This window comes from Sediminibacterium sp., assembly GCF_030695065.1.
Lineage (GTDB): Bacteria > Bacteroidota > Bacteroidia > Chitinophagales > Chitinophagaceae > Sediminibacterium.
On record NZ_JAUYTR010000011.1, the window covers coordinates 404294 to 422836 of the forward strand.

At 36.2% G+C, this 18543-nt stretch carries 16 protein-coding genes; 9 read left to right on the forward strand and 7 right to left on the reverse strand.

Annotated features, from left to right (window positions below; genetic code table 11):
• Positions 1–7: 7 nt before the first annotated feature.
• The 3 genes from atpB to Q8S25_RS05690 are packed head-to-tail and all read right to left on the reverse strand — an operon-like array spanning position 8 to position 3952.
• The gene (atpB, locus tag Q8S25_RS05680; protein WP_305535712.1) at positions 8–1093 is read right to left on the reverse strand and encodes a F0F1 ATP synthase subunit A; all 1086 of its coding nucleotides are present in this window, start codon (positions 1091–1093) and stop codon (positions 8–10) included.
• Positions 1094–1139: 46 nt separating this feature from the next.
• Positions 1140–2957, reverse strand: a complete 1818-nt coding sequence (locus Q8S25_RS05685; protein WP_305535714.1) for an ABC transporter ATP-binding protein — start codon at positions 2955–2957, stop codon at positions 1140–1142.
• A 23-nt stretch (positions 2958–2980) separates the two neighbouring features.
• Positions 2981–3952 (reverse strand): hypothetical protein, encoded by a 972-nt coding sequence (locus Q8S25_RS05690; RefSeq protein ID WP_305535716.1) that lies wholly within the window; start codon positions 3950–3952, stop codon positions 2981–2983.
• Between the two features lie 85 nt (positions 3953–4037).
• On the opposite strand from Q8S25_RS05690, the gene Q8S25_RS05695 reads away from it, so the two are divergent.
• The 4 genes from Q8S25_RS05695 to Q8S25_RS05710 all read left to right on the forward strand — a co-directional run bounded on the left by Q8S25_RS05695 (position 4038) and on the right by Q8S25_RS05710 (position 9445).
• A complete protein-coding gene (locus Q8S25_RS05695; protein WP_305535718.1) occupies positions 4038–6299 on the forward strand; it encodes a bifunctional (p)ppGpp synthetase/guanosine-3',5'-bis(diphosphate) 3'-pyrophosphohydrolase in 2262 nt (753 codons plus the stop codon).
• Between the two features lie 58 nt (positions 6300–6357).
• The gene (locus tag Q8S25_RS05700; protein ID WP_305535720.1) at positions 6358–7620 is read left to right on the forward strand and encodes an adenylosuccinate synthase; all 1263 of its coding nucleotides are present in this window, start codon (positions 6358–6360) and stop codon (positions 7618–7620) included.
• 86 nt (positions 7621–7706) lie between these two features.
• Positions 7707–8156, forward strand: coding sequence for a hypothetical protein (locus Q8S25_RS05705; protein ID WP_305535722.1), 450 nt, complete (start codon positions 7707–7709; stop codon positions 8154–8156).
• A 14-nt stretch (positions 8157–8170) separates the two neighbouring features.
• Positions 8171–9445 carry an anthranilate synthase component I family protein gene (locus Q8S25_RS05710; RefSeq protein WP_305535724.1) on the forward strand — a complete coding sequence of 425 codons (1275 nt, stop codon included), beginning with the start codon at positions 8171–8173 and terminating at the stop codon, positions 9443–9445.
• Here Q8S25_RS05710 and yihA read toward each other — a convergent pair.
• The 4 genes from yihA to gpmI all read right to left on the reverse strand — a co-directional run bounded on the left by yihA (position 9434) and on the right by gpmI (position 14398).
• Positions 9434–10060 carry a ribosome biogenesis GTP-binding protein YihA/YsxC gene (gene yihA, locus Q8S25_RS05715; RefSeq protein WP_305535726.1) on the reverse strand — a complete coding sequence of 209 codons (627 nt, stop codon included), beginning with the start codon at positions 10058–10060 and terminating at the stop codon, positions 9434–9436. The two genes, Q8S25_RS05710 and yihA, sit on opposite strands and share 12 nt — an antisense overlap.
• A 71-nt stretch (positions 10061–10131) precedes the next feature.
• A complete protein-coding gene (locus Q8S25_RS05720) occupies positions 10132–12309 on the reverse strand; it encodes a TonB-dependent siderophore receptor (RefSeq protein ID WP_305535728.1) in 2178 nt (725 codons plus the stop codon).
• A 69-nt stretch (positions 12310–12378) separates the two neighbouring features.
• Positions 12379–12864 (reverse strand): heme-binding domain-containing protein, encoded by a 486-nt coding sequence (locus Q8S25_RS05725; RefSeq protein ID WP_305535730.1) that lies wholly within the window; start codon positions 12862–12864, stop codon positions 12379–12381.
• Positions 12865–12874: 10 nt separating this feature from the next.
• Positions 12875–14398, reverse strand: a complete 1524-nt coding sequence (gpmI, locus tag Q8S25_RS05730) for a 2,3-bisphosphoglycerate-independent phosphoglycerate mutase (protein WP_305535732.1) — start codon at positions 14396–14398, stop codon at positions 12875–12877.
• A 111-nt stretch (positions 14399–14509) separates the two neighbouring features.
• On the opposite strand from gpmI, the gene Q8S25_RS05735 reads away from it, so the two are divergent.
• From Q8S25_RS05735 to Q8S25_RS05755, 5 genes are all read left to right on the forward strand, one after another.
• Positions 14510–14893 (forward strand): DUF4783 domain-containing protein, encoded by a 384-nt coding sequence (locus Q8S25_RS05735; RefSeq protein ID WP_305535734.1) that lies wholly within the window; start codon positions 14510–14512, stop codon positions 14891–14893.
• 8 nt (positions 14894–14901) lie between these two features.
• Positions 14902–15765 carry a carboxylating nicotinate-nucleotide diphosphorylase gene (gene nadC / locus Q8S25_RS05740; protein ID WP_305535736.1) on the forward strand — a complete coding sequence of 288 codons (864 nt, stop codon included), beginning with the start codon at positions 14902–14904 and terminating at the stop codon, positions 15763–15765.
• A 71-nt stretch (positions 15766–15836) separates the two neighbouring features.
• On the forward strand, positions 15837–17744 hold the full coding sequence (locus Q8S25_RS05745) for an ATP-binding protein (RefSeq protein ID WP_305535738.1): 1908 nt from the start codon (positions 15837–15839) through the stop codon (positions 17742–17744).
• On the forward strand, positions 17741–18085 hold the full coding sequence (locus tag Q8S25_RS05750) for a translation initiation factor (RefSeq protein WP_305535740.1): 345 nt from the start codon (positions 17741–17743) through the stop codon (positions 18083–18085). Before Q8S25_RS05745 ends, Q8S25_RS05750 begins: the two co-directional genes overlap by 4 nt.
• A gap of 82 nt (positions 18086–18167) precedes the next feature.
• Entirely contained in the window at positions 18168–18473 is a 306-nt protein-coding gene (locus Q8S25_RS05755) for a hypothetical protein (RefSeq protein ID WP_305535742.1), read from the forward strand.
• Positions 18474–18543: the final 70 nt, after the last annotated feature.

Here is an 18543-nt window from a genome sequence, read left to right on the forward strand (position 1 = left end):
AAAAAAATTAATGATGCGCTTCATCGTGGTGAGCACCTTCCATTGACTGACCAATAAACACGGCAGTTAAATTGGTAAAGATGAACGCTTGAATAAAGGCAACCAATATCTCTATGAAATAAATGAAAATGGTAAATGCCATAGATACAGGAGCAAAACCCCAACCTGCAACTTTACTCATGGCACCAAAAATGAAAATCAACATCACAAAGCAAGTAATTACAATGTGTCCTGCAACCATATTGGCAAACAAACGGACAATCAAAGCAAAAGGCTTAGTGAAAATTCCCAAGAACTCTACAGGCACTAGGATTGGTTTAACAAAACCAGGTACTGGCGGGTTAAAAATATGCGCCCAAAAATGTCTGTTGGTACTAAATAAAATAACAAAGAAACTAATCACCCCTAATACAATAGTGAATGCAATATTTCCAGTTACGTTAGCAGAGCCAGGAATTAATCCCATCAAGTTATTAATCAAGATGAAGAAAAACACGGTGAGCAAATAAGGCATGAATTTTTCATATGCATGTCCTAAGTTTGGTTTACCCACTTCGTCTCTAACGAATGTGATAACGGGTTCCACTGCATTTTGAAATCCACTTGGAGCAACTTTGGCGCCGTTGCGTTTGTATTTATTTGCTACCCCAATCATTAATACACATAATAATATGAGGGCTATAAACATTTGTACCACGTTACGAGTTAAACTCATATCGTATACTGTAACAGTTGTATCGTGTTCCCCTGCTGCATTTACGGCAACAATATGTCCTTCTTCTGATTTATACCCTTCGTATACATCGTGTCCATGGTTAAATTTTGAATAATTAAACATGGTCAATCCTCTCTCTGGAGAATATAGAATTACAGGCAATGGAATGCTGATATGCTTTTCGCCAATAGTAGCGAAATGGAACTCATGGGCGTCCATGATATGCTCCATAATTAGCTTGGCCGGATCAAATGAACTTGCTTCGTGCTTTTCGGCGCCACCAGCTGGTGCGTCGCTCGCAAATGAATTCGCAGAAAAAAGCAATAAGAATATGCTGAAAACAGCTACCAGTAATGTTTTTATGCTTTTTGAGGCCATACCCATCTCTAAATTTGCGGCAAAGATAAGGGTAGATGGGGGAAATTTACTGCAAAACAGCTTTCTTTTTCTCAAACTGCATTTCGTGTAATCGGGCATAGAATCCTCCTGCTGCCAATAAATTGGCATGACTCCCTTTTTCCTTCAATTCCCCCTTGTCTAACACAATTATTTGATTGGCTTTTCTTATTGTACTTAGGCGATGAGCTATAACAATAGAAGTTCGACCCGAAATAAGGGTGTCAATGGCTTTTTCAATCAAAAGTTCGCTTTCGGTATCAATGGAAGAAGTGGCTTCATCTAAAATTAAGATAGCGGGATTGTACAATAGGGCCCTTATAAAAGAAATCAGTTGACGTTGACCCAAACTAAGCGTATTTCCGCGCTCCATTACATTGTACTGATAGCCCCCTGGCAATTGCATGATAAAATCGTGCACCCCTATCATTTTAGCTGCTTCTTCTACCTGAGCAAGCGTAATTGCTGGATTTCGGAGGGTTATATTGTCCATAACCGTTCCCGAAAATAAAAAAACGTCTTGCAATACGACCCCTATCCCTTTACGCAGACAGTCTGTATCCCAGCGGCTTATATCCACCCCATCAATAGCAACTTCCCCCTCTTGAATTTGATACAAACGGTTGAGTAAACTGATGATAGAGGTTTTTCCACTTCCAGTATGACCTACCAATGCAACGGTTTCTCCTGCTTTTACTTCAAAACTGATATCATGTAGCACATTTTGAGTGCCGGTATAAGAAAAACTCACGTTTTTAAATGAGATATTTCCTTTGATATGCTTTGGGGCAAAAGCATCCGATGAAGTTGGCGGCAATTCATCGGTATTGTCTAGTACTTTCAACACCCTTTCCGCTGCAATCATTCCCATTTGCAGTACATTAAACTTGTCTGCAATTACGCGCAAAGGCCTGAAAATTTGGTTGAGATATAAAATAAAGGCAACCAACAAACCTGCATCCAAAGTTCGGTCGGCAATCCACCAAACTAAAATACCCATACTCACTGCCAACACCACTTCTACCACAGGGAAAAACACAGAATAGGCAAAAATGGCATTGATATTAGCATCTCTATGCTTCTCATTTATTTTTTTAAATGCACCTGCTTCTTTGTCTTCTGCAGCAAATACTTGTACTACTTGCATCCCGGTTATATGTTCTTGTACAAATGCGTTTAGCGCAGCCACTGCGTTTCGAACCTGCATAAAACTTTTGTTCACACTCTCTTTAAAATAGTAAGTGGCAATAATCATGATGGGGAATGGCGTTAAACTAACCAAAGTCAATTTCCAATCCATATAAAACATGGTGGCTAGGGTAATAATAATAGTGAGCAAATCGGCCACTATAGGGATTAAACCATCCGAAAAAATTTCGTTGATGCTTTCAATATCATTGATGGTTCTTGTTGTGAGCGTGCCAATAGGGGTTTGATCAAACTGCCTTAAGTTCAGGCCCAATACTTTTTTGTATACAGTAACTCGCAAATCTTTCACCACATTTTGTCCCATCCAGGCAGTGATAAAGGAAAATAAAAAACGGATGGCAGTTTCAATAATTAAAAAGCTGATCTGAAAAATTGTTACAGCAATAATGAACCTACTCACATCGGACAAATCATTACCGAATAACACCCATTTTACCCAATCTGGAACCTGTGCTGCTTTCCCGATTGCCCCGTTTACCGTTAGCTGAATCAAGTAAGGCCTTACTGGTGCTGCAATTGCCATAAAAATAGCGAGCACCAAACTCAAATAAAAATAGGAAGAATAAGGTCTTACAAAAAAGAAGATGCGCTTTAATAAACTGAAATCGAATATTTTCTTTTTAGCGGTAGCGGTCATTGCAGCGCAAATGTAAATAGAAATTATTGTTGATTGGCTTTCCAGATTAACCAACTATTTAATCCAACATAAATCACTAAAAATACTTGGGCGGTTATCATATCAAATTTATTGGCCTCTGCCAGTTTCCCTTGCTTCTGCAATTTTAATGAGTAAATGGATAAACTCACTCCTGCAATGATGAATATTAAAGTAATTCCATGTAATAAATCTACCAAGGTAAATGTGGTAGACTCAGGCAAAGAAGACTCTACTACATACTTATTTCCAATCACTGCAAATAAAGCACCCACACTTAATCCAAAACGGGAATCAATATTATCTGCATGAATAAAAAAGCAGATATAGGTTATCAAGAAAGAGATATACATCCCTAAAAACATTTTCCAAAATAAATCTCCCGCATCTCGGCTTAAACTAATTCTTGCCCTATAAGAACCATATTCTGTATGTGCGGTATCAATAGATGGATCCCCAAAAGCAGATTCATACATTTTAATAGAAGTACTGGTTATAAAACTGTCAATTACCCAACCTCTTAAAGCGAAACGGGGATCATAGTTTTTTCCTAAAGTATCTCTTGCGAATACCAATTCACTGGCATCAAATTGCGAATTCTCAATTGAAAACCACAGTCGTTGCCGATCGAATGGAAAGTTTTGTATACTCCAATTGTCTTTCATAATACACTGGAGTTTCATCTGCATAAAATAATCTCCACTAGAAGAGTCAATGGTAGAATATAGCTTGGATACCGATTTGGCATTGGGTACTTCTAGGTATTTATCAAATTCAAAATCGCGGTTCTTGTAGCGCATCCAAAGCCATAAATTGATGGTATATTCTTTTTGCTTAAAATCGATGTCGTGAATGCTGGTAACGTAAATACCTGTTTTTACCGTATCGGGAAAAAGGGATTGGGCTTTTGTTTGTTGAAGACTTATAAACAAAAGAACTAAAGCAATTATACAAATATGAAAATAGCTGGGCTTCAAGAAAAAATTTTTATTTAAGGTAAGCCATTCTTGAGCAGCTGCATAAAACAAATTCAAATGAAGCCTTTTCCTATCTTTGTAAGGTATGGATTCAGCCCCAATTCAGTCAATAGAGCCTAGTTTAGCCAAGTACACGCTGAACGAAGAACAGGAGAAAAAAGAAATCATTCGCCATTATCGCGCATTATTAAAAGCCTTGCGCCCTAAACTTAAAAAAGGGGATAAAGAATTACTAAGAACTGCTTTTGAAATGGCTGCCAATGCGCACAAAACGATGCGTAGAAAAAGTGGGGAGCCCTATATTCTTCACCCCATTGCAGTTGCCATGATTTGCGTGGAAGAAATTGGGCTTGGGGTAAGAAGTACCATTTGCGCTTTGTTACACGATACTGTTGAAGACACCGATATTTCCTTGGAAGATGTTGAAATGGAATTTGGTACCGAGATTGCCAAAATTGTAGATGGACTGACCAAAATTTCAGGAGTAATAGACACTAATACCAGTCAGCAAGCAGAGAATTTTAAAAAAATTCTTTTAACCTTAACCGATGACCCTAGGGTTATTTTAATCAAGTTGGCAGACCGCTTGCACAATATGCGAACCTTGGACCATATGAAAAGAGAGAAGCAGTTAAAAATTGCTTCTGAAACGGTTTGGGTATATGCGCCTCTAGCGCATAGAATGGGTTTGTACAGCATCAAAACCGAACTGGAAGACCTTTCCATGAAATACATGGAACCAGAGGCTTACAAAGACATTGCTAAAAAATTATCGGAAACCAAGCGCGAAAGAACCCGTTATATCAACGAATTCATTAGACCTATTCGCGAAAAATTAGTTGCTGCCGATTTTGATTTTGAAATTTATGGCAGACCCAAAAGCATACACTCTATCTGGAATAAAATCAAGAAAAAATCGGTGGCTTTTGAAGAAGTGTACGATCTTTTTGCCATTCGGGTTATTTTGAATGCCCCACCCGAAAAAGAGAAAGAGCAGTGCTGGAAAGTGTACTCTATGATAACCGACGAGTACAATCCCTCTCCTGAAAGATTAAGAGACTGGTTAAGCAACCCTAAAAGCAATGGTTACGAGGCTTTGCATACCACGGTAATGGGTCCGCAGGGTAAATGGGTGGAAGTTCAAATAAGAACCAAGCGAATGAATGAAATTGCCGAAAAAGGATTGGCGGCTCACTTCAAATACAAAGAAGGAAAAGATGGAAACGACGAAGACCGTTTTGATAAATGGTTTGGTCAAATTAGAGAAGTCTTGGGTGCGCCAGATACAGATGGGGTAGATTTTTTACAAGACTTTAAAACTTCTTTTTTAGCAGAAGAAATTTATGTGTATACCCCAAAGGGGGAAGTGAAGATGTTGCCTACCGGTAGCACCGCGCTTGATTTTGCTTTCTCCATTCACTCCGCTATTGGCACCAAATGTATTGGAGCAAAAGTGCACCACAAATTGGTGCCTATTGGCCATAAACTAAGAAGTGGTGACCAAATAGAAATCATTACCAGCAATAAACAAAAGCCCTCAGAAGATTGGCTGAATATGGTTGTTACTGCCAAAGCCAAAAATAAAATCAAAGACAGTTTACGCGAAGAGAAAAGAAAAATAGCCGAGGATGGTAAATATGTTTTACAAAGAAGATTGGAATCAATTGGGGCAGCTTATAGTCAACATAATATAGATGAACTAATGCAGTTTTATAAGTTAAATTCTGCATTAGACCTGAACTATAAAATTGCTACCAAAGCAATTGATTTAAGAGAACTAAAAGACTTTCAAATACTTGGAGATAAAATTGAAATTCCAAAACCCAAGCCTGTTTTTAATGATTTAACTGCTGACCCAACAAAACCTATTTCTAAAAAAGATTCCGAATTAATCATTTTTGGCGAAAGCAGTGATAAAATCATGTACACTTTGGCCAAATGCTGCAACCCAATTCCAGGGGATGACGTGTTTGGGTTTGTGAGCACAGGCAAAGGGTTAATTATACATAGAACCAGTTGTCCCAATGCTACTCAACTGCTGGCCAACTATGGCCACCGGGTTGTTAAAACCAAATGGGCCAAGAATAAAGAAATTTCTTTCTTAACAGGGTTAAAGATTGTAGGGCTAGACGACGTAGGTGTTATTAATAAAATAACGAATGTAATCAGCGGAGATTTGCGCATCAATATTTCAGGATTAAGCATTGATTCACGAGAAGGATTATTTGAGGGAACTATCAAAGTTTTTGTTCACGACAAAGAAGAATTAGAAGAGTTGGTAAATCGATTAAAATCGCTCAATGGAATTCAAACCGTTGATCGTTTTGATACGGAAAAAGAAGGTTAAATATTTAACCCCAAACTCTTACTCTTATCCCTTATTTTTGCGCCTTAGACAATAAACTATGGTTGACGTAATATTAGGCTTACAATGGGGCGACGAAGGAAAGGGTAAAATAGTAGATTATTTTGCCCCTAATTATGATATCGTAGCCCGTTTTCAGGGTGGTCCCAATGCTGGACACACACTTTATGTAGAAGGAAAGAAAATGGTATTACACCAAATTCCTTCAGGCATTTTTCATCAGGATAAAGTAAATATTATTGGTGGTGGTGTAGTATTAGATCCTGTTACGCTAAAAAGAGAATGTGATGCAGTTGCAGCACATGGAATTGATGTAAGAAAAAATTTATTTATTTCAGAGCGTACCAATATTATTATACCTACCCATAGAGCTCTAGATAAAGCATCAGAATTATCTAAAGGGGAAAGCAAAATTGGTTCAACCTTAAAAGGAATTGGACCTGCTTACATGGACAAGACTGGCAGAAATGCGTTAAGAGTAGGCGATTTATTAGACAAAAACTTTACCAGTCAATACATCAAACTTCGTTTAAAGCACCAGAAATTGTTGGATAATTTTCATTTTATTGAAGATATTTCAACTTGGGAAGAAGAGTTTTTTGAAGCCTTAGAGTTTTTGAAAACCTTGAATGTGATTAACTGCGAATACTTTGTGAATGACCAAATAACCAAAGGGAAAAAAGTATTGGCAGAAGGTGCTCAAGGAAGTATGCTAGACATTGATTTCGGCACATTCCCTTTTGTAACTTCATCTAATACCATTTCAGCGGGTGTTTGTACGGGCTTAGGCGTATCCCCTAAAAAAATAAACGATGTAATGGGTGTATCTAAAGCCTATTGCACTAGAGTAGGAAGTGGTCCTTTCCCAACAGAATTAGAAGATGCTACTGGTGAAGAATTAAGAAGAATTGGCAGCGAATTTGGCGCTACTACAGGTAGACCAAGACGTTGTGGCTGGATAGATTTAGTAGCATTAAAATACACTTGTATGATTAATGGTGTTACTAAAATTATCATGACCAAAGCAGATGTTTTAGATAGTTTTAAAGAATTGGAAGTTTGCACAGCTTACGATGTAAATGGAAAAATAACAGAAGAAGTACCTTATCAAATTTCCAGAGCAAAGATCAGCCCTGTGCTTCAATCTTTTAAAGGCTGGAATACAGATACTTCTACCATTAAAACTGCAGCTGCTTTACCAGCAGAAATGAATACTTATATTGATTTCATCAACAATTATGTGGGTGCACCTGTTAAGTATGTTTCTAATGGACCAGGAAGAGAGCAGATAGTTAGCTTGTAGTTTTGGCATTTGATTTGATATTGAAAAATTTATTTGGTTAATACAATTTTGCGTACAAATTTTACGCTCTAAATCTTATTAGAAATATGGCAGCGAAGTCTGATAAGGATAAGAAATCCTCTACCCCAAAAGTACCGGCAAAAGTAGCCGCAAGTAAACCGTCTCCTAAAGCAAAGAAAAAGGAAGACGATGACGATGATGATGATTTGGAAGACGATGAACCCATTGTGAAGTCTTCTGCTAAAAAAGCAGGCGCAAAATCATCTGCTAAAAAAACTGCGGATGATGACGACGAAGACTTAGATGATGAAGCAGATGAAACTGCAGACGACTGGGAGGCTTCTGAAGAAGACGACAGTTGGGATCCTGATTTTGATGAATTTGACTTACCCAAGAGTAAGGGTAAAAAAGCGACTGGCGGAAAGAAAAAAGAAGAAGAAGAGGAAGACTTTAAAGTAGATGAAGACTTTAAAGAGTTCGATCTTTTTAATGACAAGAGCGGTGGCTTTGATGATGACGAGGACGACGATTTTTAAAAGTTCATACCATTTTGAAAAGAACTAAAAAGGTATACCCTGTAAAGGACTTACCTAATATAAAAGAGCAAATACTGCATTGGGTTAACCATTTCAGTGTTTGCTCTTTTTTAGATAACCACCAGTATGATTCTACTCATCATTCAGTAGAATGTATTGCAGCAGCTGGTGAAATATGCAGAATCACAGGCCCTGACACAGCTAAAGCAATTGATGCCTTTTATAAAACCAATCAAGATTGGCTTTTCGGACATTTATCATATGAATACAATGCCAAACATTTAGAGGGCACCCAAAAGAAGAACCAAATTCATTTTAGTGATGCCTTCTTTTTTAGACCAGATCACATTTTAACGCTTAACAATGAATGGCTAACTATTGAAAGCTATTCATTGTTACCTGAAGCAATTTTTGAAGAAATAATTTCAACTAAAAGAGCTAAAAGCAATATTGATCCTATCAGCATTACTGCTGGCATGACCAAAGAAAAATATATTGCTACTATTCAACAATTACAAGCCCATATTCAAAAAGGTGATTGCTATGAAATTAATTTTTGCCAAGAATTTCATTCGCAGAATGCAATAGTTAACCCCATTGCATTGTACCTGAAATTAACCGAATTGTCCCCTACTCCATTTGCCTGCTATTACAAAGAGAATAATGCCCATCTAATTTGCGCAAGCCCCGAACGTTGGTTAAAAAAACAGGGGACTCAGATTATTTCTCAACCCATTAAAGGAACTGTAAAACGAGCACTAAGTGATGAAGTAAAAGATGCTCAGCTTAAAAATGAACTTTTTCAAAGTAGCAAAGACAGAAGTGAAAATGTAATGGTAGTAGACTTAGTCAGAAACGACTTTAGTAGGGTATGCAAAGCCGGTACCGTAAAAGTTGAAGAATTGTTTGGCATATACAGCTTCCCTCAAGTACACCAAATGATTTCGACCATAAGTGGACAACTAATGGATAATATAGGTGTAAATGAATTGGTAGAAACCGGATTCCCAATGGGTAGTATGACTGGTGCTCCTAAGAAAAAAGTAATGGAATTGATTCATCAATATGAACCTATTGAAAGAGGCATTTTTTCTGGAGCAGTAGGCTATATAAACCCAAATAAAGACTTTGACTTTAATGTGGTTATCAGGAGCTTACTGTACAATTCTCAAACACAATATTTAAGTTATTTAGTTGGTAGCGGCATTACTATTTATAGTAACCCTGAATTGGAATATGAAGAATGTTTGCTCAAAGCAAAAGCAATGGAAACTGTTCTAGGCAATTGATTCATTTTTCATTTGAATAAATGCCAATATCTCTTCTCTCCCTTGATGTTTTTCGGCACTGGTAACAAAGTGCTGTGGCAAAAATTGCCAACTGCTTCTAAGGATATCAAAAAAAGCTTGAATATTATTTGCAACAACCGCAGGCTTTTCCTTATCTGTTTTAGTAAAGACCAAACTAAAAGGAATTTGCCACTTGTCTAATTGGCTAATAAATTCCAAATCAATTTTTTGTGGTTTATGTCTACTGTCTATTAAAACAAAAACATTCACCAGGTTTTCTCTTTTACGCAAATAATTTTCAATCATTTGCTCCCATCTTCTTCTGCTACTTTGAGCAACTTTAGCAAAACCATAACCAGGCAAGTCTACTAAATACCACTTCTTAAACCCTTGATTCAATTTAATACTGCTCTCAATTTCAAAATGATTAATCAGTTGGGTTTTACCAGGTGCAGATGAAGTTTTAGCTAGCTTATTATTCTTGCACAACATATTGATTAAAGAAGATTTGCCCACGTTACTTCTGCCAATAAAAGCAAATTCAGGTCTATCCGGTGTTGGGCAGGCTTTATAATCGGCATTAGAGATAACGTATGCAGCTTTCTTAATTTCCATCCTGCAAATTAAACAAAAGCCTCCACCTTTACCCATTTGGCCAAGGCTAAGCATAAATATTAATTTAAAAATTAAAATGCTGCCCTTAAAGAGAGGGATAAATTTCTTCCAGGAGCAGAAATTCCACTAGCAAAATATCGATAATTGAGGTCGAAGATATTTTCAAGGTTAATTTGCAATTGAACTTGCTTTTTCAATTGAAAAGACGACCTGAAATTAAGGGTATACCAAGCAGGCATGCCATCTGGGGTAGCATATTGTAAATTATCCTCACCATTTAAATTATATGCTGCCAATCTTTTCCAACCATTGAATAATACAGATAAATCTGCATTCCATTTTAGGCCTTGGCGTTTTAAAGCAAATCTGCCATAGGTTGGTGGAATATGATCCAAGGGGGTTTTACCGTTTATTGCATCCCTAAATTGCCCTTTAGTAAAATTAATTACACCTTCTACTGAAAAAGTTTGACCCATCTGTACAGATGCATTTAAACTAAGCCCATATAAACCTGCCTTGGCTTTATTTTGCAAAGCAAATACGGCACTTTTTATACCACTGTAAAAAATACTGTCTTGACCATTAAATAAATATCGATCCAATACCAATGCATTATCAAAAGCTGTGTAAAATACAGCTACTCCATAATTAAATGATTTGCTGTATTTATTTAAATTAAACTCAATATTATATGTGTATTCTGGTTTTATGCTGGTGTTGGGCACAACAACTAAACCAGTTCTTGAATCAAACACTTTAGCCAAGTCATCTACATTAGGAGAACGAAAACCTGTACTCATTACGAACGCAGCTCTTAAATTGTTTTTTGTGGCATACACAATACCAAAATTTCCAGTAATTGATTGATTGCTTTGCTCAGCTTTTGTAAATGGGAAACGAGTTAAAGCAGTATCTACAAATTGTGCGTTTAGTTGAACCAGATTAAATCGGAGCCCATCGTTGATGGTTAATTGATCTGAAATTTTATACGTATGCTGCGCAAAAATGGCATGTGTAGCCATTGTAGTTGGACCATCAGAATACCTTGTAGTAATCCTACTTTTTGCACCAGAAACTATTTGCACCCTTTCAGCTGTTGACTTCACATAATTGCTGTATGACTCTGCACCAATATGCAATTCATGTTTTCCATAATAATGCTTGGCGTCAATATTCAACCCAAAAACATTGATCCGTTCCCACCTAAAATCTTTGTTAGTGCTTTGAAATCTGCGAGATATTCTGCTTTCTTCCAAGTCTTGAAAACTAGCAGTTATTTTGATATCTTTAAAAAAACCAACTTGGTCTTTAGCTGTTAAATGATAAGCAGCCATATTTCTAATTTGCGGTCCATAATACCACTCTGCAAAAACTGGTACTGTTCCATTCATTTCTGATAGCCGATCATAACGCGGTATATCGTTGGTATTAGAGAATTGCAAGTTCAATACATGTTGTACATTTTTACTTGCTTGGAACAAAAACTTCTGTGTTATATCTACTTGCTTATAGCCAGAACCTATTTGTTTATTGGGGTTAGAATTAGGTACAACAATATCAATATTTCCAACTCTTTCTACATAAATATTTCTTTTCCCAAAATTGGGATATTCCGGTCGTCTATTACTGCCCTGAATTAAGTCACCAAAACTTCCATAACTAACCGAAGTAAAAGAAGCCCATTTTTGTCCACCAATATTCAGTTGAATATTGCCCCTTTTTTCTTGCATTGCGCTTGAATAACGTAGTGTAGCAGCACCGGAAAAATGGGTTTTATAGGTGCTAGACAAAATAGGCTCTTTGGTACTTAAACTAATTACGCCTCCTAATGCATCGCTACCAAATAACGTAGAGGAAGGACCATACAATATCTCCATACGATCCAAAACCATATTATCTACGGTGATGATATTTTGTAAATGACCTGCGCGGTAGATGGCATTGTTCATTCTTACCCCATCCACCACCATTAAAATTCGACTAGCTTCAAAGCCCCTAATTACTGGGCTACCTCCGCCCTGCTGACTTTTTTGTACAAATAACTTACCTGAGTTTATAAGCGCATCAGCCGTATTGAGTTGAAAATTTAGTTGTTCTTTTGTTTTTAAAACATCAATCGTTTGTGCTACTCGCTTAAACTTTTCTGCAAAACGACTTGAATACACAACAACATCATCTAATAACGTAGTCTTTGCTTTTGTAGTATCACTATTCTGTTGTGCGCTTAGGCCCAGAACATTTAATAGCATCACAATGCTTGAAAATATTATCTTTCTACACATGCAATCATCCACCTTTAAAATAATAACCCACTTAGATTATTTCTTCTTCATAATTAAACTATCGGCAGGAAAACGGGCTTTCATCGAATCTCTAACTGCAACAGACCAATCCATCAAAATATTTCTTTCTTCTACGGTAAGTTTGGCATCCCTATGCACAACAGTATAAGATTCTAAAGGCATTTCTCCCCCTTTAACTTCATCAAAAACTTCTTCTAATTTATGGAATTGCTTAGCTAATTTGTAAGTAGCAAATTCATTGAAATTCAGGTGCTTTTTTCCGTCCTTTACATGGTCGTTTAACCACCAAGCAATTGGCTGAACTTCTGCATACCAAGGATAAACAGTGCTATTACTATGACAGTCATTACAAGCTTTCACTAAAATTTGTTCTACATTATCAGGCACAGGATACAAGGAGCTGATGTCATTTTCTTTATTACCTGAATTGTTTTTTTCTGGTCTAAAAGCTTGTAGAACAAGTAAAACAACTAATAATGCTAAGAGCAATTTTTTAAACATGGTTTGCTTTTTAATTGATTAAAATATTTCCAGTCATTTGTGCTGGTATAGGAACTTCCATAAAAGTTAAGATAGTTGGGGCTATATCTGCAAGTTTTCCGTGAATAAGGTTGCCCTTCCATTCTTTATCTATAACAAATAGCGGCACAGGATTTAATGTATGTGCGGTATTAGGAGAGCCATCTTCATTAATTAAATAATCGGCATTGCCATGATCTGCTGTTAAGAAAATGGTATACCCATGTTCAATAGCGAGTGTTACAATTTTTGCAACACATGAATCAACGGTTTCCACAGCTTTTACAACTGCGCTAAAAACACCTGTATGACCAACCATATCGGCATTGGCAAAATTTAAACAAATAAATTCAGCAGATTCAGCTGCAATTTCAGGTAAAATTTTTTCAGTCAGTTCAGCAGCACTCATTTCTGGTTGCAAATCGTAAGTGGCAACTTTTGGCGATGGCGCCATAATTCTAGACTCCCCAGTAAAAGGCTCTTCCCTGCCACCACTAAAGAAAAATGTTACGTGAGGATATTTCTCTGTTTCTGCAATTCTAATTTGCTTTTTGCCATGAGCGGCCAACACTTCACCAATGGTATTGGTTAAATTGTCATTTTCAAAAATTACATTTACCCCTTTAAATTTCTGGTCATACATGGTCATTGTGGTATAATGCAAATTCAAAGGGTGCATATTCTGTTCAGGAAAAGCTTGTTGTGTAAGCACTTCGGTAATTTCTCTGCATCTGTCTGTTCTGAAGTTAAATGCTATAACTACATCCCCTTCTTCAATTTTTGCAACAGGGGCGCCATCGGCTTTAGTTAAAACTGTAGGTAAAATAAATTCATCGGTTACTCCTGAATCATAACTTGATTGAATAGCATGTTCTGCTGAAACAGCAGTATTCCCCTTTGCATTAACCAAGCAATGATAAGCCTGTGCAACTCTTTCCCATCTTTTGTCTCTATCCATGGCATAATACCTTCCACTAACTGTTGCAATAGTTCCTGTTGTCTTTTTTAAATGCGCTTCTACATCTTGTATATATCCCAATCCACTTTTAGGATCGGTATCTCTTCCATCAGTAAATGCATGTACAAAAACATTATTTAAACCTTGATCATGACATATAGTACAAATTGCTTTTAAATGACTGGTATGAGAATGTACCCCACCATCGCTAACTAACCCTAATAAATGCAGCTTCTTTCCAGATTGCTTAGCCTGGTCAATCGCATTTATTAATACTTGATTTTGAGCTAGGGATCCGTCTCTTACAGCAACATTTATTCTTTGCAGTTCTTGGTATACAATTCTCCCAGCTCCCAAATTTAAATGCCCAACTTCACTATTCCCCATTTGCCCTTCGGGTAAACCTACCTGTTCGCCACAAGTGATTAAAGTAGTATTTGGATATTGAGAATATAAAGAACTTACAAATGGCACATTCGCATTTTGGATGGCATCAGCAGACTTCACTTGTCCTAAACCCCAGCCATCCATGATGATTAATATTACTTTTTTGCTCATGCGTTAAAGTTAACTTATTTCTCATTCAGCTTTTGGCTGTACATTTATCAAATCGGTAAAAATGACCAATTTTGGCATGATTATAGCACATTTTAAGTTTAAATGGATTTTATGAAGAATTTGATTTTAGTAATTGGTTTTGTTTTGGGCGGATTCTTTAATGCCCAGGCCCAATCTGAAACAGATATGGTTATAAGGGCGTTAAAATTGGCTAATCCAGATATGATTACTACATATTTAGATGATTATGTAGACCTGAAATTATTGGATAAGGATGAAGTGAAAAATATGAGCAAAAACCAAGCTGCTTTAGCTTTAAAATCATTTTATCTTGAAAACGGAATAAAAGGATTTGAAAAGGTTTCTGATGGTGGAAAGGGTACACTAGTTTATATATTGGGAAAATTAACTACTTCTGGTAAAAGCTATAGCATTACAGTACAGTTAAAGCAAAAAAACGGGACCTTGTATATTATAACCATGAGAATTAGCTAAAAAGTCGCATGAATTCATTTGATATTGCATTGGCTACCCTAGTGGATGCTGCACTAAAAGAAGATATTGGGAACGGAGATCATTCCACTTTAAGCTGCATCCCTGCTACGAAGCAAGGTAAAGCAATTCTCAAAATAAAGGAGGATGGCATACTTGCAGGGGTTGAAGTCGCTAATAAAATTTTCCATTTTATAGAACCTAGCTGTGAATTTATTCCTTTCAAAAAGGATGGAGATAAAATGCAAGTTGGAGACATTGCATTTGAAATAACCGCTTCTGTTCATGCCATTTTAAAAGGGGAAAGACTGGTTCTAAATTGCATGCAAAGAATGAGTGGTATTGCCACATTAACGAACCGTTATACACAATTATTAAAAGGATACCATACCCGTTTATTAGACACTAGAAAAACAACCCCTAATTTTAGGCTTCTCGAAAAAGAAGCGGTAAGAATTGGAGGTGGTATTAATCATCGATTTGGTTTATACGATATGATTATGCTCAAAGACAATCATATTGACTATTGCGGAGGAATAATTGAAGCAATTAATCAAGCTTATACCTATTCCAACCATTTAGAACAACCCTTAAAAATTGAAGTAGAAACAAGAAATTTGGCAGATGTTCTATTGGTGTGTAATCAGGCCTTGAACAAAGTAGATCGAATCATGTTAGACAATTTTTCACCTAATGAAGTTTCTGAAGCCCTGGCAATTATTCAAGGAAGGGTAGAAACAGAAGCAAGTGGTGGAATAAACTTAACAACCATTGAATTATTTGCAAAAACAGGAGTAGATTTTGTTAGCGTAGGAGGACTTATTCACCAAGCCCAAAGCTTAGATTTGAGCTTAAAAGCAAGTTTCGTGAAATAAATGACCAGATTGGCAAAGTTTTTTACCTATAGCTTATTGTTTTTTGTAATTTTCCAGAATATACTTTATTCATGAAAGATGAATATAAAAAGTTAGCAATCGTTTTTTGGGTCGCTTTCTTTTTTTTAGGAAAATCTACTTTATCCGCACAAACTTTTGCAAAAGACAGTATTGATCGGTTGCTTGCCGCAAAGGGACCAGGAATTGAACGTATACGATTTCTAAATAATATTGCAGAAACATTATCAGATAAAAATACCCAGCTAGCATTTGATTATGCCAAACTAGCTTTATCGGAATCTGAAAAAAATAAACAACCACAAGAAAAAGGCTTTGCACTGAACAATTTAGCCTGGATTAAATACAGAAAAGGAGATTTTACAGCTGCATTTGAATACGGTACAAAAGCCTTAAAATGGAATGATTCTATACAAAACCTGCCAGCGCTTGCTGCTTCATATAGGTGCATGGCATCTGTTTATAATTCTCAAGACAATGCCCCAAAGTCTATTGAATACTTTTTAAAAGACCTTACACTTCATACCCAATTGAATGACCAGAAAAGTATTGGAAGGGCTTTAAATAACCTGTCTTTTACGTTTTTAAGAGGAAAAATGTATGATAGTGCTTTGTTATATACACCAAAAGCACTTTTATTAAATTTAACCCTAAAAGACGATTATTTAATTGCATTTGCTTACAGAAATGCAGGTGATTTATCGGAAGTAAGAAAATTATCTGATAGTGCTAAATACTATTTTAACCTTTCGGTTCAATATGCAAAAAAGACAAAAAGCTTGCAGCTTCAACTAACCGCTTTATACAGAATTGGTAGAATGCTGAATAGTGAATTAAAATACAAGGAATCTATCCCTTACTTAGAAAATGCGCTCCAATTGGGCATTCTTATGGGTGCGAAATCTGAAACAGCTTTAATTTATAATTTATTAGGAAGAGCTTACGAAGGCATAGGTAATTATAAAGAAGCCTATTTAGTTCAAAAGAAATCAAGCCAATTAAATGATTCATTGTACCAGGAAAGGAGTAGGTCTAAGTTGGCAGAAATGCAAGCTAAATTTGAGGCAGAGAAAAAAGAATCAGAAATAAATGAACTTAAAAAAGAAAAAGAACAAGAAATAGAGGATAACCAAAAAAAGACCATTCTAAATTTCTCTTTAATGATTACTATGATTGTAGTAATTGTTTTGCTAATAAATATCTGGAGGAAAAATAAATATAAAACTGCCACCAATATTTTATTACAATCACAAAAAGAAGCATTAGAAGAAACACTCTTATTAAAAGACAAGGTTTTCTCTATTATTTCTCATGATTTGCGCTCCCCCATAGCATCATTAAATGCAGTTCTTCCAATGTTGGATCCAGATTCATTAGATCATGAAACTTATCATCAATTAAAATTGAATCTAACTAAACAGGTTCAAAACTTAAATTACGTGCTTGAGAATCTTCTTATATGGTCTAGGTCTAGAATGAAGGGGGTAGATACGCCAGAATTGAAAGATATTAATTTAAATAAGCAGGCATCCAGTTCAATTGGTTTATTAAAAGGCTTGGCCGATCAGAAGAAAATTACCATCCAAAATCAAATTAATACAAGTTTAAGTATAAAGGCAGACCCACAACATTTTGACATCATTATCCGTAATATTTTGTTGAATTCCATCAAATTTACACATGAACAAGGTTCTATTAATTTGTACAGCAAAATCGAAAACGATCAATTGGCAATCTGTATAGAAGACAACGGTGTTGGTATGAACCCAGAGCAAATTGATCGATTATTCCAACTAAAAACACATTTTACAACCCCAGGAACACAAAAGGAAAAAGGTACGGGTTTGGGTTTATTAATTTGTGCAGAATACGCTGCGGCTAATAATTGGGAAATAAAAGTAGAAAGCCAAATAGGAAAGGGTACAATTTTTACGATTATTTTAGCAAAAACAAATAAATGAGCAAGAAAAATATAGCGGACCAAGCCGGATTTGTTTATAGTACTGACCCCAACTTTCAATTTAATAGATCCCAAAACGAAGCATTGGAAACAGTAGAACCGGCTAAACAAAATCTAGTAATACAATTAGATAGGAAACAAAGAGGGGGTAAAACAGTAACATTGGTGACTGGTTTTATTGGAAAAGAAAACGACCTTGAAGCATTGTCAAAACAATTAAAGAATTTTTGTGGAACTGGCGGAAGTGCCAAAGACGGGGAGGCCATTGTGCAAGGAGATCAGCGAGACAAAGTCTTGCTTTGGTTACAAAAAAACGGCTACAGTAAAAGCAAAAAAAAATAGGCTAGCATGAAATTAAATTATATTGAAAAAAATATTCTAACTTACTGTCTTTCTAAAACTTTTCATTCAAACTAATACCATCATGGCAAAAGCAAGTAAAAAGAAAGCCGCTAAAAAAGCAGCTCCTAAAAAAGCAGCCAAAAAAGTCGCCCCTAAAAAAGTAGCCCCTAAAAAAGCGGTTAAAAAAGCTGCTAAGAAAGCTGCTCCAGCAAAAAAAGTAGCACCTAAAAAGGCTGCTCCAACAAAAAAACCAGCTGTTAAAAAACCAGTAAAGAAAGTAACTACTCCAGCTCCTGTAGCTCCAGTAGTTCCTGCTGCTGAACCTGTAGTAGTAGAAGCTCCAACGCTTTTTACTCCTGAAACTCCAAGTTCAGAAAACAACGGTTAAGTTTTATCAGTTTAAATAATATGACCCTGTTTTTATTATAAGAGCAGGGTCTTTTATTTTGTATTCACCC

Coding starts and splice junctions, on each gene's coding strand:
- atpB (WP_305535712.1), bottom strand. CDS start 1,093: ATGGCCTCAAAAAGCATAAAAACATTACTGGTAGCTGTTTTCAGCATA.
- Q8S25_RS05685 (WP_305535714.1), bottom strand. CDS start 2,957: ATGACCGCTACCGCTAAAAAGAAAATATTCGATTTCAGTTTATTAAAG.
- Q8S25_RS05695 (WP_305535718.1), top strand. CDS start 4,038: ATGGATTCAGCCCCAATTCAGTCAATAGAGCCTAGTTTAGCCAAGTAC.
- Q8S25_RS05700 (WP_305535720.1), top strand. CDS start 6,358: ATGGTTGACGTAATATTAGGCTTACAATGGGGCGACGAAGGAAAGGGT.
- Q8S25_RS05705 (WP_305535722.1), top strand. CDS start 7,707: ATGGCAGCGAAGTCTGATAAGGATAAGAAATCCTCTACCCCAAAAGTA.
- yihA (WP_305535726.1), bottom strand. CDS start 10,060: ATGGAAATTAAGAAAGCTGCATACGTTATCTCTAATGCCGATTATAAA.
- Q8S25_RS05720 (WP_305535728.1), bottom strand. CDS start 12,309: ATGCTATTAAATGTTCTGGGCCTAAGCGCACAACAGAATAGTGATACT.
- Q8S25_RS05725 (WP_305535730.1), bottom strand. CDS start 12,864: ATGTTTAAAAAATTGCTCTTAGCATTATTAGTTGTTTTACTTGTTCTA.
- gpmI (WP_305535732.1), bottom strand. CDS start 14,398: ATGAGCAAAAAAGTAATATTAATCATCATGGATGGCTGGGGTTTAGGA.
- Q8S25_RS05735 (WP_305535734.1), top strand. CDS start 14,510: ATGAAGAATTTGATTTTAGTAATTGGTTTTGTTTTGGGCGGATTCTTT.
- nadC (WP_305535736.1), top strand. CDS start 14,902: ATGAATTCATTTGATATTGCATTGGCTACCCTAGTGGATGCTGCACTA.
- Q8S25_RS05745 (WP_305535738.1), top strand. CDS start 15,837: ATGAAAGATGAATATAAAAAGTTAGCAATCGTTTTTTGGGTCGCTTTC.
- Q8S25_RS05750 (WP_305535740.1), top strand. CDS start 17,741: ATGAGCAAGAAAAATATAGCGGACCAAGCCGGATTTGTTTATAGTACT.
- Q8S25_RS05755 (WP_305535742.1), top strand. CDS start 18,168: ATGGCAAAAGCAAGTAAAAAGAAAGCCGCTAAAAAAGCAGCTCCTAAA.